15 protein-coding genes are annotated in these 14,044 nt (G+C 45.7%); all 15 read left to right on the forward strand.

Features of this window, described 5'->3' with window-relative positions; all coding sequences use genetic code 11:
• Positions 1 to 72 precede the first annotated feature (72 nt).
• On the forward strand, positions 73 to 636 hold the full coding sequence (gene rnmV, locus ACH32G_RS18390; RefSeq protein WP_013350755.1) for a ribonuclease M5: 564 nt from the start codon (positions 73 to 75) through the stop codon (positions 634 to 636).
• Positions 626 to 1,507 (forward strand): 16S rRNA (adenine(1518)-N(6)/adenine(1519)-N(6))-dimethyltransferase RsmA, encoded by an 882-nt coding sequence (gene rsmA, locus ACH32G_RS18395; protein WP_016936521.1) that lies wholly within the window; start codon positions 626 to 628, stop codon positions 1,505 to 1,507. Before rnmV ends, rsmA begins: the two co-directional genes overlap by 11 nt.
• 173 nt (positions 1,508 to 1,680) lie before the next feature.
• Positions 1,681 to 2,556 (forward strand): sporulation peptidase YabG, encoded by an 876-nt coding sequence (gene yabG, locus ACH32G_RS18400; RefSeq protein ID WP_016936522.1) that lies wholly within the window; start codon positions 1,681 to 1,683, stop codon positions 2,554 to 2,556.
• A 210-nt stretch (positions 2,557 to 2,766) separates the two neighbouring features.
• Positions 2,767 to 3,027, forward strand: coding sequence for a biofilm formation stimulator Veg (gene veg / locus ACH32G_RS18405; protein ID WP_003218330.1), 261 nt, complete (start codon positions 2,767 to 2,769; stop codon positions 3,025 to 3,027).
• A 162-nt stretch (positions 3,028 to 3,189) separates the two neighbouring features.
• On the forward strand, positions 3,190 to 3,378 hold the full coding sequence (locus tag ACH32G_RS18410; protein WP_011996172.1) for a small, acid-soluble spore protein, alpha/beta type: 189 nt from the start codon (positions 3,190 to 3,192) through the stop codon (positions 3,376 to 3,378).
• A 143-nt stretch (positions 3,379 to 3,521) separates the two neighbouring features.
• Complete coding sequence (ispE, locus tag ACH32G_RS18415; RefSeq protein WP_016936523.1) at positions 3,522 to 4,391, forward strand: 4-(cytidine 5'-diphospho)-2-C-methyl-D-erythritol kinase; 870 nt, start codon at positions 3,522 to 3,524, stop codon at positions 4,389 to 4,391.
• A gap of 55 nt (positions 4,392 to 4,446) precedes the next feature.
• Positions 4,447 to 5,304 (forward strand): pur operon repressor, encoded by an 858-nt coding sequence (gene purR, locus ACH32G_RS18420; RefSeq protein WP_004264666.1) that lies wholly within the window; start codon positions 4,447 to 4,449, stop codon positions 5,302 to 5,304.
• Positions 5,301 to 5,681 carry a 2-iminobutanoate/2-iminopropanoate deaminase gene (gene ridA / locus ACH32G_RS18425; protein WP_004264663.1) on the forward strand — a complete coding sequence of 127 codons (381 nt, stop codon included), beginning with the start codon at positions 5,301 to 5,303 and terminating at the stop codon, positions 5,679 to 5,681. The genes purR and ridA overlap by 4 nt, the downstream gene beginning before the upstream one ends.
• A 195-nt stretch (positions 5,682 to 5,876) precedes the next feature.
• Positions 5,877 to 6,170: a septation regulator SpoVG gene (spoVG, locus tag ACH32G_RS18430; protein ID WP_004264660.1), complete on the forward strand. Its 294-nt coding sequence runs from the start codon at positions 5,877 to 5,879 to the stop codon at positions 6,168 to 6,170.
• Positions 6,171 to 6,361: 191 nt separating this feature from the next.
• Entirely contained in the window at positions 6,362 to 7,732 is a 1,371-nt protein-coding gene (glmU, locus tag ACH32G_RS18435) for a bifunctional UDP-N-acetylglucosamine diphosphorylase/glucosamine-1-phosphate N-acetyltransferase GlmU (protein ID WP_448814680.1), read from the forward strand.
• A 21-nt stretch (positions 7,733 to 7,753) separates the two neighbouring features.
• Entirely contained in the window at positions 7,754 to 8,707 is a 954-nt protein-coding gene (locus tag ACH32G_RS18440; RefSeq protein WP_013350761.1) for a ribose-phosphate diphosphokinase, read from the forward strand.
• Between the two features lie 84 nt (positions 8,708 to 8,791).
• Positions 8,792 to 9,400 (forward strand): 50S ribosomal protein L25/general stress protein Ctc, encoded by a 609-nt coding sequence (locus tag ACH32G_RS18445; protein WP_045926507.1) that lies wholly within the window; start codon positions 8,792 to 8,794, stop codon positions 9,398 to 9,400.
• 84 nt (positions 9,401 to 9,484) lie between these two features.
• Positions 9,485 to 10,051 carry an aminoacyl-tRNA hydrolase gene (pth, locus tag ACH32G_RS18450; RefSeq protein ID WP_448814681.1) on the forward strand — a complete coding sequence of 189 codons (567 nt, stop codon included), beginning with the start codon at positions 9,485 to 9,487 and terminating at the stop codon, positions 10,049 to 10,051.
• 61 nt (positions 10,052 to 10,112) lie between these two features.
• On the forward strand, positions 10,113 to 10,343 hold the full coding sequence (locus ACH32G_RS18455) for an anti-sigma-F factor Fin family protein (protein WP_016936527.1): 231 nt from the start codon (positions 10,113 to 10,115) through the stop codon (positions 10,341 to 10,343).
• A 70-nt stretch (positions 10,344 to 10,413) separates the two neighbouring features.
• Entirely contained in the window at positions 10,414 to 13,947 is a 3,534-nt protein-coding gene (gene mfd, locus ACH32G_RS18460) for a transcription-repair coupling factor (protein ID WP_099744499.1), read from the forward strand.
• The last annotated feature ends 97 nt before the right edge of the window (positions 13,948 to 14,044 follow it).

A 14,044-nucleotide genomic window follows, 5' to 3' on the forward strand; every position in this document is an offset into this window, starting at 1 on the left:
TTTCAGTATATTAGACGTGACATGTAAACAAAGGTTTCGTTTTGGATATAAAAAGTTTTTTTGGAGGAAGTAATGAAAATTAAAGAAATTATTGTAGTCGAGGGACGCGATGACACTGCGCGCATAAAACTTGCCGTTGATGCGGATACGATTGAGACGAACGGTTCGGCAATCGGAGACGAAGTCATCAGGCAGATTCGGCTGGCGCAGGAAACGAGAGGAGTCATCGTGCTGACGGACCCGGATTTTCCGGGGGAAAAGATCCGGAAAACCATTTCCGAAGCAGTACCCGGCTGTAAACACGCATTTCTGCCCAAACATCTTGCCAAACCGAAGAACAAGCGCGGCATCGGCGTTGAGCACGCATCCATTGAAAGCATCAGAGCATGTCTGGAAAATGTGCATGAAGAGATGGAGGCAAAGCCGAGTGAGATTTCGGCTGAAGATTTAATACAAGCCGGTCTGATCGGCGGGCCGGCTGCCAAAAGACGCCGCGAACGATTGGGCGACCTGCTGAAGATCGGCTATACAAACGGCAAACAGCTTCAAAAACGGCTGCAAATGTTTCAAATCAAAAGAAGTGATTTTATTGATGCGCTCGATGCTATGATGCAGGAGGAACAGGATGAACAATAAAGATATCGCGACACCTATCAGAACGAAAGAAATTCTGAAAAAATACGGTTTCTCTTTTAAAAAGAGTCTGGGACAGAATTTCTTAATTGATACAAATATATTGGACAGAATTGTGGACCATGCGGAAATAACGGATCGGACCGGAGTCATTGAAATCGGACCCGGAATCGGCGCGCTGACAGAGCAGCTTGCCAAACGGGCGAAAAAGGTCGTCGCGTTTGAAATTGATCAGCGCCTCCTGCCCATTCTCAATGATACGCTGTCTCCGTATGACAATGTAACGATCATTCATCAGGATGTGCTGAAAGCAGACGTCAAATCCGTCATTGAAGAGCAGTTTCAGGATTGTGATGAAATTATGGTGACGGCGAATCTTCCGTATTATGTAACGACCCCGATCATCATGAAGCTTTTGGAAGAGCATCTTCCCTTAAAAGGAATTGTCGTCATGCTGCAAAAAGAGGTCGCTGAGCGGATGGCGGCTGATCCTTCCTCTAAGGAGTACGGATCGCTTTCCATCGCAGTTCAGTTCTACACGGAGGCCAAAACGGTCATGACCGTACCGAAAACGGTGTTTGTGCCTCAGCCTAATGTCGATTCCGCGGTCATCCGTCTCTTGCTTCGTGACGGCCCGGCGGTTGACGTCGATAATGAACCGTTTTTCTTCCAGTTGATTAAAGCAAGCTTCGCTCAGCGCCGGAAAACCTTGCTGAACAACCTTGTGAACAATCTTCCGGGCGGAAAAGAGAAGAAAGCTCAAATCGAAGAAATTCTCCAAGAAACGAATATTGACGGAAAGCGGCGCGGTGAATCCCTGTCTATAGAAGAATTCGCGCTCCTGTCCAACGGATTGTATAAAGCCCTTTTCTAAGAAGGGCTTTTTGTTTTGCGTCACCACTTGGACTGCCGCTACATAGGCTAGAGAAGAACCTTATTCATTCAACTGCAAGAAAAGCTTGAAACATCAAGCGCCGCAGCGGAAAGAGGTGCATTTGATAAGGCTTCTTTCATGATGAGGCTTAGTCTATTTGTGGAGTGGGTAACGTGCAATTTCAAATAGGAGATATGGTAGCCAGAAAATCCTATCAAATGGATGTTTTATTTCGCATTATCGGCATAGAGCAAACAAGCAAAGGAAATTCAATTGCCATCCTGCATGGTGACGAAGTCAGATTGATTGCGGATGCTGATTTTTCTGATTTGGCGCCTGTAAGAAAAGACGAACAGGCCGTGAGAAAGCAGAAAGATGAAAGCAGGATGAATGAATCTCTCGAGCTGCTCCGCCAGGATTATAAGCTGCTTCGGGAAAAACAGGAATATTATGCGACGAATCAATATCAGCATCAGGAGCACTACTTTCATATGCCCGGCAAGGTATTGCATTTGGACGGCGATGAGGCTTATTTGAAAAAGTGCCTGAACTTTTACGAAAAAATCGGTGTGCCGGTGTACGGGATTCACTGCCATGAGAAAAAAATGCCGGCATCCATTGAGGAGCTGCTCGATAAATACCGGCCGGATATTTTAGTCATCACCGGCCATGATGCATATTCCAAGCATAAGGGAGACGTGAACGATTTAAGCGCCTACAGGCATTCTAAACACTTTGTCGAAACGGTTCAAAGAGCGAGACGAAAAGTCCCCCACTTGGACCAGCTTGTCATATTCGCGGGTGCCTGCCAATCCCATTTCGAGTCTTTAATCAAAGCGGGCGCGAATTTTGCAAGTTCACCGTCACGCGTCAACATTCATGCGCTTGACCCGGTATATATTGTCGCGAAAATCAGCTTCACTCCGTTTATGGAGCGGATTAATGTGTGGGATGTCCTGAGAAATACGCTGACGAGAGAGAAAGGGCTGGGAGGCATTGAAACGAAGGGTGTGCTGCGTGTCGGTATGCCGTATAAATCAAATGGATGAGTGAAAAACCCGCATGAAATTCGCTATGCGGGTTAATTATTTTACATATTGATACATAAATTTCCGGAACTTGTGAAAAATAATGCAGAAATCAATAGAATTTTGTCAAAATAATTTTGTTGACAATGACTTATTAACGTTGATATAATTTAAATTTTGTTTGACAAAATTGGGATCTTGTTGTACAATAAATGTAGTGAGGTGGATGCAATGGCGAAGACGTTGTCCGATATAAAAAGATCGCTTGATGGGAATTTAGGTAAACGGCTTACGTTAAAAGCAAACGGCGGCCGCCGAAAAACGATTGAGCGTTCGGGCATTTTAGCTGAGACGTACCCTTCTGTTTTTGTGATACAACTAGATCAAGACGAGAATTCGTTTGAAAGAGTTTCATACAGTTATGCTGATATTCTGACTGAGACTGTTGAATTGACATTCAATGATGATGCGGCAAGCTCAGTAGCATTTTAATGGGCAGTGAACCTTTTGTTTACTGCTTTTTGTTTTGCCTTCTAAAGCTCTTCTAATTATTCCCTCGAAAGTTTCAGCTGATTAAACGGAAGCTATAAGTGTCACATGTTTTATCGTGGCGTGCACGAATGGTGATCAATTCTATAAAAGGGGTTGTTTCGTTTGGGCAGACGTCGTGGAGTTATGTCAGATGAGTTCAAGTATGAGCTGGCAAAGGACCTTGGTTTTTACGATACGGTGAAAAACGAGGGCTGGGGCGGCATTCGGGCGCGCGATGCCGGGAATATGGTAAAGCGTGCGATTGAGATTGCCGAACAGCAGATGGCGGCTCAGAACCAAAATAACCGATAATGCAGTGGCCCGGGGGACAATCCGTTCCCCGGTTTTTTCTATCGGCTGTCAAAATCGGCGTCAATTTCGGATAAGTACCTCCGGGTCTCCAAATGTGATACAATGTTCATACTTATGTTTAGATGGAGAAGTAGGTGAAAGCTATGCGTATTTTAGAAAAAGCGCCGGCCAAAATCAATCTGTCCCTCGATGTGAGGAGTAAACGCCCGGATGGTTATCATGAAGTGGAGATGATCATGACGACAATTGATTTGGCAGATCGGATTGAACTGACAGAACTGCCCGAAAACGTTATCAGAGTGGCGTCGCATAATCGCTTTGTTCCGGATGATCAAAGAAATCTGGCTTATCAGGCAGCCAAACTGCTCAAAGAACGGTTTCAAGTCAAAAAAGGCGTTTCCATTATGATTACAAAGGTGATCCCTGTAGCGGCGGGGCTTGCCGGCGGAAGCAGCGATGCGGCTGCCACGCTAAGAGGGCTGAACAGGCTTTGGGATTTAAAGCTTTCTGTCGAAGAGCTCGCGGAGCTTGGCGCTGAAATCGGTTCAGACGTGTCCTTCTGTGTTTACGGAGGCACTGCCCTGGCAACCGGACGCGGTGAGAAGATCAGGCATATCAGTGCTCCGCCTCATTGCTGGGTCGTGCTCGCCAAACCGACGATCGGGGTATCGACCGCCGAAGTGTACCGCCGGCTGAATTTGCAGCAGGTTCGGCATCCGGATGTACAGGCGATGATTGACGCAATTGAAGAAAAAAGTTTCCAAAAGGTGTGCAGCCAACTAGGAAACGTATTGGAATCGGTTACGCTCAACCTTCATCCCGAGGTGGCGATGATTAAAAATCAAATGAAACGCTTCGGTGCCGATGCGGTGTTAATGAGCGGAAGCGGACCGACTGTATTCGGTTTGGTTCAATACGAATCAAAGGTGCAGCGGATTTATAACGGGTTAAGAGGCTTCTGTGATCAGGTGTACGCGGTGCGGATGATCGGCGAACAGAATGCTCTTGATTAAATCCGTATGTTAAGTTATATTGTTTTTAAATTATTCGGATTTTGGGGGTAAGTTCATGAAGTTTCGTCGCAGCGGCAGATTGGTGGACTTAACAAATTATTTGTTAACCCATCCGCATGAATTAATACCGTTAACGTTTTTCTCTGAACGGTATCAATCAGCAAAGTCATCAATCAGTGAAGATTTAACGATTATTAAACAGACCTTCGAACAGCAAGGCATTGGGACGCTGCTTACAGTGCCGGGAGCTGCCGGAGGCGTCAAATACATTCCGAAAGTGAAACAGGCTGAAGCAGAAGCGTTTATACAGGAGCTGGGACAGTCTTTAGTAAATCCTGAGCGTATCCTTCCGGGCGGTTATGTATATTTAACGGATATCTTAGGCAAACCATCTGTCCTCTCTCATGTAGGCAGGCTTTTTGCTTCCGTTTTTGCGGAGCGGGAGATTGATGTGGTGATGACCGTTGCGACAAAGGGAATCCCTCTCGCTTACGCAGCGGCCAGTTATCTGAACGTTCCGGTTGTCATCGTACGAAAAGACAATAAAGTGACGGAAGGCTCCACGGTGAGCATCAATTATGTATCAGGGTCGTCTAACCGCATTCAAACGATGTCACTTGCGAAAAGAAGTTTGGCCACGGGGTCGAACGTTTTGATTATTGACGACTTTATGAAAGCGGGCGGCACCATAAACGGTATGATCAGCCTGCTTGATGAGTTTAATGCGAACGTCGCGGGAATAGGCGTCTTGGTTGAAGCTGAGGGAGTGAATGAACGGCTTGTCGATGAATACATGTCGCTGCTCACACTTTCAACCATCAATATGAAAGACAAAACGATTGAGATTCAAAACGGCAATTTTCTGCGATTTTTTAAAGAACAGCATTTAAAGAATGGGGAGACAGAAAAATGACAAAAGCAATCCATACAAAACACGCGCCGGCAGCGATCGGGCCATATTCACAGGGAATCATCGTAAACAACATGTTTTACAGCTCAGGCCAAATTCCTCTTACTGCTGAAGGAGAAATGGTAAACGGTGATATCACAGAACAAACGCATCAGGTGTTCAGCAATTTAAAGGCTGTGCTGAAAGAAGCGGGCGCTTCTCTCGAGACGGTTGTAAAAGCAACGGTGTTTATTGCTGATATGGAGCAGTTTGCGGAAGTGAATGAAGTGTACGGACAATACTTTGATGTACATAAGCCGGCAAGGTCTTGTGTGGAAGTGGCGAGACTGCCGAAAGACGCTCTCGTGGAAATTGAAGTCATTGCGCTGGTGAAATCTTAAATCTCAGAAAAGTGGTTCCGGTCTCCGGAATCACTTTTTTTATGCAGTATATGATCCCCCAATATGGTTTATCACCTAATTGTGTATGTATATCCTATATTTTCAAAAAAACTTTTTGAAATGTGCAGGAATTTAAAAAGAATCGTGGAATTGTTAGACTAATGCTTTTATATAGGGAAAAGGTGGTGAACTACTGTGGAAGTTACTGACGTAAGATTACGCCGCGTGAATACCGATGGTCGCATGAGAGCGATTGCATCCATCACGCTGGATCACGAATTTGTCGTACATGATATTCGTGTGATTGATGGAAACAATGGTCTTTTCGTTGCGATGCCGAGTAAACGCACCCCTGATGGAGAATTCCGCGATATTGCTCATCCTATTAATTCCAGCACGCGGGGCAAGATCCAGGATGCTGTTTTAAATGAGTATCATCGTTTGGGTGATTCTGAAGCATTAGAATATGAAGAAGCTGGGGCTTCTTAAACATAACAAAATGTAAGGACTGCTGATAAAGGCTGACACAAGGCCTTTTCCGGCAGTCCTTTTTTAAATCTGATTTTTCAGTAATAAAGCGATTACATAGAAAATTCTTGCACTTTTTGATGTCTTCTTGAAATCAACAGCTATTTAGGATATATTTTTCTATGGATAAAAGGGATATTGGAGGCCATTAAATGGATAAGCGGTTTGCAGTGATTTTAGCTGCCGGAAAAGGAACGAGAATGAAATCTAAGCTTTATAAGGTCCTTCATCCGGTATGCGGAAAGCCTATGGTAGAGCACGTCGCAGACGAGGCTCTGAAATTATCTTTAGCGAAGCTTGTCACCATCGTAGGACATGGCGCCGAAGATGTGAAAAAGCAGCTCGGACAGAAAAGCGATTACGCTCTCCAAGCAGAACAGCTCGGTACGGCTCATGCAGTCAAGCAGGCAAAACCATTTCTTCACGGAGAGAAAGGTGTCACGATCGTTATTTGCGGCGATACACCGCTTCTGACGGCGGAGACGATGGAAGCCATGCTGAATGAACATACAAACAAAGGCGCAAAAGCCACGGTGTTAACGGCCGTTGCCGACGATCCCGCCGGATACGGAAGAATCATCCGGGGAGAAGACGGCGCCGTTCAAAAAATCGTGGAGCATAAGGATGCTTCGGAGCAAGAACGTCTTGTGAAAGAAATCAACACGGGAACGTACTGTTTTGATAACGAGGCCCTTTTTCGTGTCATCGAACAGGTTTCGAATGAAAATGCCCAAGGCGAGTATTACCTGCCGGATGTGATCGAAATCCTCAAAGACGAAGGCGAAACTGTTGCCGCTTACCAGACTGGTAACTTCCAAGAGACGCTCGGAGTGAATGATAGAGTCGCTCTTTCTCAGGCTGAAATGTATATGAAAGAGCGTATTAACAAACGGCATATGCAAAACGGAGTCACTTTAATCGATCCGATGAATACGTACATCTCACCTGACGCACGTATCGGACAAGATACAGTTATTTATCCCGGAACTGTGATAAAGGGACAAGCTGAAATCGGCGATGAATGTGTCATCGGCCCTCACACTGAGATAGAGGACAGCTCGATCGGCAGCCGCACTGTGATTAAACAATCCGTTGTCAATCGGAGCAAGGTTGGGAATGATGTAAATATCGGTCCTTTTGCTCACATCAGACCTGATTCCGCAATCGGCAATGAAGTGAAGATCGGAAACTTTGTGGAAATCAAGAAAACACAATTCGGCGACCGCAGCAAAGCATCTCATTTAAGCTATATCGGTGATGCCGAAGTGGGCACGGACGTCAATCTCGGGTGCGGCTCCATCACGGTCAATTATGATGGGAAGAACAAATATTTAACCAAAATTGAAGACGGCGCGTTTATTGGCTGCAACTCCAATCTGGTCGCTCCTGTCACAGTGGGAGAAGGCGCGTACGTCGCTGCGGGCTCAACCGTAACTGAAGATGTGCCGGGCGAAGCGCTTGCCATTGCCAGAGCAAGACAAGTAAATAAAGAAGATTATGTGAAAAATATTCATAAAAAATAATCCTAAAATCGGAGGTTTACCATGTCTAACGAATACGGAGATAAGAATTTAAAGATTTTTTCTTTGAATTCAAATCCAGAACTTGCAAAAGAAATCGCGGATAATGTAGGAGTTCAATTAGGAAAGTGCTCTGTTACAAGATTCAGTGACGGAGAGGTCCAGATCAACATAGAAGAAAGTATTCGCGGCTGTGATTGCTATATCATTCAGTCTACAAGTGCGCCGGTCAACGAGCACATCATGGAATTGCTGATTATGGTGGACGCTTTAAAGCGCGCTTCCGCGAAAACAATCAACATTGTGATTCCGTACTACGGTTATGCGCGCCAGGACAGAAAAGCAAGATCACGTGAACCGATCACGGCAAAACTTTTTGCAAACCTGCTTGAAACAGCGGGTGCGACACGCGTGATCGCGCTTGATTTACACGCACCGCAAATTCAAGGTTTCTTTGATATTCCGATTGACCACTTAATGGGTGTTCCGATTTTAGGCCATTACTTTGAAGGTAAAGACTTGAAAGATATCGTCATTGTTTCTCCTGACCACGGCGGTGTGACGCGCGCCCGCAAACTTGCGGACCGTCTGAAAGCGCCGATCGCGATTATCGACAAACGCCGTCCTAGACCGAATGAGGTGGAAGTGATGAACATCGTCGGTAACGTGGAAGGAAAAACCGCGATTCTGATTGATGATATTATTGATACCGCCGGCACAATCACACTTGCCGCAAACGCGCTGGTTGAAAACGGAGCCGCGGAAGTGTATGCATGCTGTACGCACCCTGTATTGTCAGGCCCTGCGGTTGAGCGGATCAACAACTCTAAAATCAAGGAGCTTGTCGTAACGAACAGCATTAAGCTTCCTGAAGAGAAAAAAATCGAACGCTTTAAGCAGCTTTCTGTCGGACCGCTTCTGGCTGAAGCGATTATCCGTGTTCACGAGAAACAATCTGTCAGCTATTTATTCAGCTAAACCGAAACTTTAAGGTTTAAATCCCAGTTATTGTGGGTATTGTTCTAATAGGACGATAAAACGATAATTAGGATGGTGCTGAATATGGCAACTTTAAAAGCAAATGAAAGAACAGATTTTAAACGTTCGACGCTTCGGAAAATCCGTCATTCAGGACATGTTCCAGGGATTATATACGGTAAAGAAATAACGAATACGGCTGTCTCTTTAGACAGTGTCGAATTGCTTAAAACATTGCGGGACGAAGGAAAAAACACGATTATCACAATTGATGTCAACGGAAATCAGCAATCGGTTATGGTGACTGATCTTCAGACAGACCCGCTCAAAAACGAATTGACGCACGCCGATTTTCAAGTCGTGAATATGAGTGAGGAGCTGGAGGCGGAAGTGCCGATTCAGCTGACGGGAGAGGCGAAAGGAGTCAAAGATGGAGGCGTCATCCAGCAGCCGCTGCATGAACTTTCGATCAAGGCTAAGCCGAAGGACATCCCACAGACAATCAATGTTGATATTTCCGGGCTTGAAATGAATGATGTGCTGACCATCGCAGATTTGACTGCTGACGGCAATTATACATTTACAAACGACCCGGAAGAAGTCGTGGCTTCCATCCTGCCTCCTAAGCAGGAAGCATTCGAAGAAGATGCAGAACCGTCTCCTGAGGAAGAGCCCGAAGGAGAAAATCAATAAGCGCTTTAAGACGTAACCCGCCCGAGGTTACGTCTTTTGTGCTAGAATGAGAAGAATTACAGCGATGTTGAGGGAGGATTTACGATGCTTGTGATTGCCGGTCTCGGTAACCCGGGAAAAACCTACGAGAACACGAGACATAATGTCGGCTTTATGGCCATTGACGAGCTTTCTAAAGAATGGAATATTGAATTAAATAAAACGAAATTCAATGGACTTTACGGAATCGGTTTTGTTTCCGGAAAAAAAGTTCTACTTGTTAAACCGCTTACATATATGAATTTATCAGGGGAATGTTTGCGGCCGCTATTGGATTATTATGAAGCCGATCATGAAGATTTGAAAGTCATATACGATGACCTGGATCTTCCGACGGGGAAAATCAGGCTCCGGACGAAGGGGAGCGCAGGCGGACATAACGGAATTAAATCGCTTATTCAGCACCTCGGAACCCCTGAATTTGACCGGGTCAGAATCGGAATCGGCCGTCCCGTCAACGGGATGAAAGTCGTTGATTATGTGCTGGGCGCTTTTACGAAAGAAGAAGCGCCGCATATCAATGATGCCGTCTCAAAAACCGTAAAAGCCTGCGAAGCTTCCTTGACGAAACCATTTTTAGAAGTTATGAACGAATTTAATGCAAATGTATAAGATAAATAATGGGAGACCATACTAGGGAAAAATGATTTTTTCACATCAGGAGGTCCAATGTATGGCTTTGCATTATTTCTGCCGCCACTGCGGTTTTAAGGTAGGGAGCCTGGAGTATTCGTCGGTGCCGACACAGTCACTTGGATTTCAGCACTTAACAAATGAGGAAAGAAACGATATGATTTCATATAAAGACAATGGAGATGTCCATGTTCTTACAATTTGTGAAGACTGCCAAGAGGCGCTGGAACGCAATCCGCACTACCATGAACACAACACATTTATTCAATAATGAGCTTTGGTGTAGATTCTAGACCAAAGCGTTTTTCTGTTCTTGCAGAAAATAGAGAGGAGGGGCCCATATGGACAATATTCAAACCTTTATTAAAGAAAGCGATGATTTTAAATCCATTGTTAACGGTTTACATGAGGGGCTGAAGGAACAGCTGCTTGCGGGTCTGTCAGGTTCTGCGCGTTCTGTTTTTACCTCCGCCCTTGCACAGGAAACGAAAAAGCCGATTTTCTTTATCACTCATAATTTATATCAGGCCCAAAAAGTGACGGAAGATCTGACGGCGCTTCTCGGGGATCAATCTGTTTTTTTATACCCCGTAAATGAATTGATTTCTTCAGAAATTGCGGTGGCGAGTCCTGAACTGCGCGCTCAGCGGCTTGATGTCATTAATAGATTAACAAACGGAGAAGCGCCTGTCGTAGTGGCGCCCGTTGCGGCACTGAGAAGAATGCTTCCGCCGAAAGAACTGTGGAAAAGCAGCCAAATCACCATATCACTCGGAGACGATATAGAACAGGATCAGCTGTCTGCACGCCTTGTAGAGGTGGGGTATGAGCGTTCCGATATGGTTTCTGCACCCGGTGAATTCAGTATTCGCGGCGGAATAATCGACATTTATCCGCTGACGTCAGAACATCCGGTGCGGATTGAGCTGTTTGATACGGAGGTCGACTCCATCAGAAGCTTCAACTCTGATGACCAGAGATCAATTGAGACACTAAAAACGGTGGCCATCGGACCGGCGAAGGAACTGATCATCCGGGCGGAAGAAAAAGCCCGCGCGATGGAAAGGCTCGATAAAGGGCTTGCCGACAGTCTGAAGAAGCTGAAGCAGGACAAACAAAAGGAAATGCTTCATATCAATATCTCACATGATAAAGAACGGTTATCAACGGGACAGACTGATCAGGAACTTGTGAAGTATCTCTCGTACTTTTACGAAAAGCCTGCTAGTTTGCTAGATTATACACCGTCAGACACCTTGTTATTGTTAGACGAGGTCAGCCGGATTCATGAAATGGAGGATCAGCTCCAAAAAGAAGAAGCCGAATTCATGACAAGTCTGCTGGAAGAAGGAAAAATTCTGCATGACATCAATTTATCCTTCAGCTTTCAGGAGATTATGGCCGAGAAGCGGCGTCCTGCCATTTACTTTTCATTATTTTTGCGTCATGTTCAGCATACAAGCCCTCAAAATATCGTTAATGTGACAAGCCGGCAGATGCAGAGTTTTCACGGGCAGATGAATGTGCTCGCCGGTGAAATGGAGCGCTTTAAGAAATCAAACTTCACCGTCGTCTTTTTAGGCGCAAATAAGGACAGAACTGACAGATTGGCGTCCGTGCTGGCTGATTACGAAATTGAAGCCGCCAAAACGGACAGCTCCAAAGCGCTTGTACAAGGACAGGTCTATGTCATGGAAGGCGAGCTGCAATCCGGTTTTGAACTGCCGCTGATGAAGCTGGCCGTCATTACGGAGGAAGAGCTGTTCAAAAACCGAATCAAGAAGAAGCCGAGAAAGCAGAAGCTGACAAATGCCGAACGGATCAAAAGCTACTCTGAGCTTCAAGTCGGTGACTATGTCGTCCACGTCAACCACGGGATCGGTAAGTATTTGGGGATCGAAACACTTGAAATCAAGGGCATTCATAAAGATTACCTCAACATTCATTACCAGGGCAGTGATAAGCTGTACGTCCCGGTAGAACAAATCGACCAGGTGCAAAAGTACGTCGGCTCTGAAGGAAAAGAACCGAAGCTTTATAAACTGGGCGGCAGTGAATGGAAACGGGTGAAGAAAAAAGTTGAAAACTCCGTTCAGGATATTGCCGATGATCTGATTAAGCTTTATGCGGAACGCGAAGCAAGCAAAGGCTATGCGTTCTCGCCGGATCATGAAATGCAGCGTCAGTTCGAGTCTGCTTTCCCTTATCAGGAAACAGATGATCAGCTCCGATCCATTCAGGAAATTAAAAAGGATATGGAAAGAGAACGCCCGATGGACCGTTTGCTTTGCGGTGATGTCGGTTACGGGAAGACGGAGGTAGCCATCCGTGCGGCCTTTAAAGCGATCGCCGACGGAAAACAGGTCGCGCTCCTTGTGCCGACGACCATACTCGCACAGCAGCATTATGAAACCATTACGGAGCGTTTCCAAGACTATCCGATTAACATCGGTCTTCTCAGCCGATTCAGAACGAGAAAAGAATCTAATGAAACGCTCAAAGGTCTGAAAAACGGAACAGTAGATATCGTGATCGGAACCCACAGGCTCTTATCTAAAGATGTCGTCTATAAAGATCTCGGCTTGCTCATCATCGACGAAGAGCAGCGCTTCGGTGTTACGCATAAGGAAAAAATCAAACAGATCAAAGCCAATGTCGATGTGCTGACTCTGACGGCGACGCCGATTCCGCGTACGCTTCATATGTCCATGCTCGGTGTGCGGGACTTATCTGTTATTGAAACGCCGCCGGAAAACCGTTTCCCTGTCCAGACATATGTCGTGGAATACAACGGCGCACTTGTACGAGAAGCCATAGAAAGAGAACTGGCGCGCGGAGGACAGGTATATTTCTTGTACAACCGCGTGGATGATATCGAGCGGAAGGCTGACGAAATTTCCATGCTTGTTCCCGATGCGAAGGTGGCATACGCCCACGGAAAAATGACCGAAAATGAATTGGAAAGCGTCATGCTTAATTTTCTGGAAGGGGAATCAGATGTCCTCGTCAGCACGACCATTATTGAGACAGGCGTAGATATACCGAACGTCAATACCTTGATCGTGTTTGACGGAGACAAAATGGGACTGTCTCAGCTGTATCAGCTGAGAGGACGGGTCGGCCGCTCCAATCGTGTCGCGTACGCGTATTTTACGTACCGCAGAGACAAAGTGCTTACTGAGGTGGCGGAAAAACGGCTGCAGGCGATTAAAGAATTTACCGAGCTGGGATCAGGGTTTAAAATTGCCATGCGTGACTTGACGATCAGGGGAGCGGGGAACCTTCTCGGCGCCCAGCAGCACGGTTTCATCGACTCGGTCGGTTTTGACCTGTATTCGCAAATGCTCAAAGAAGCCATTGAAGAGCGTAAAGGCGATACGCCGAAAAGCGAACAGTTTGAGACAGAAATCGATATCGAGCTTGATGCATATATTCCTGAAAACTATATACAAGACGGCAAGCAAAAAATCGACATGTATAAACGTTTCAGATCAATCGCTACAATTGAGGAGAAAAATGAGCTTCAAGATGAAATCATCGACAGGTTCGGCAGCTATCCTAAAGAGGTTGAATGGCTGTTTACAGTTGCTGAGATGAAGGTGTACGGCAAATATGAACGCGTCGAACTCATCAAGCAGGATAAGGACGCGGTCAGATTCACTATTTCGGAAGAGGCCAGCGCCCAGATTGACGGTCAGAAATTGTTTGAACTCGGCAATAAATACGGCCGGCAGATCGGACTGGGAATGGAAGGGAAAAAACTGAAAATCTCAGTGCAAACGAAAGGACGCAAAACCGAAGAGTGGCTGGAGACCGTGCTCGGCATGCTGAAAGGCCTTCAAGATGTGAAGAAAGAAACAATCGCGTCCTCATAAAAATTGTTACTCTCTGGTGTATATTACATTTGATGTGACGGATACTAATTTCAAGCGAGTGGCGGAAGCTACATAAAGTAAAGAGCTTTAGTACTTT

This window comes from Bacillus sp. CIS52 (assembly GCF_053545315.1).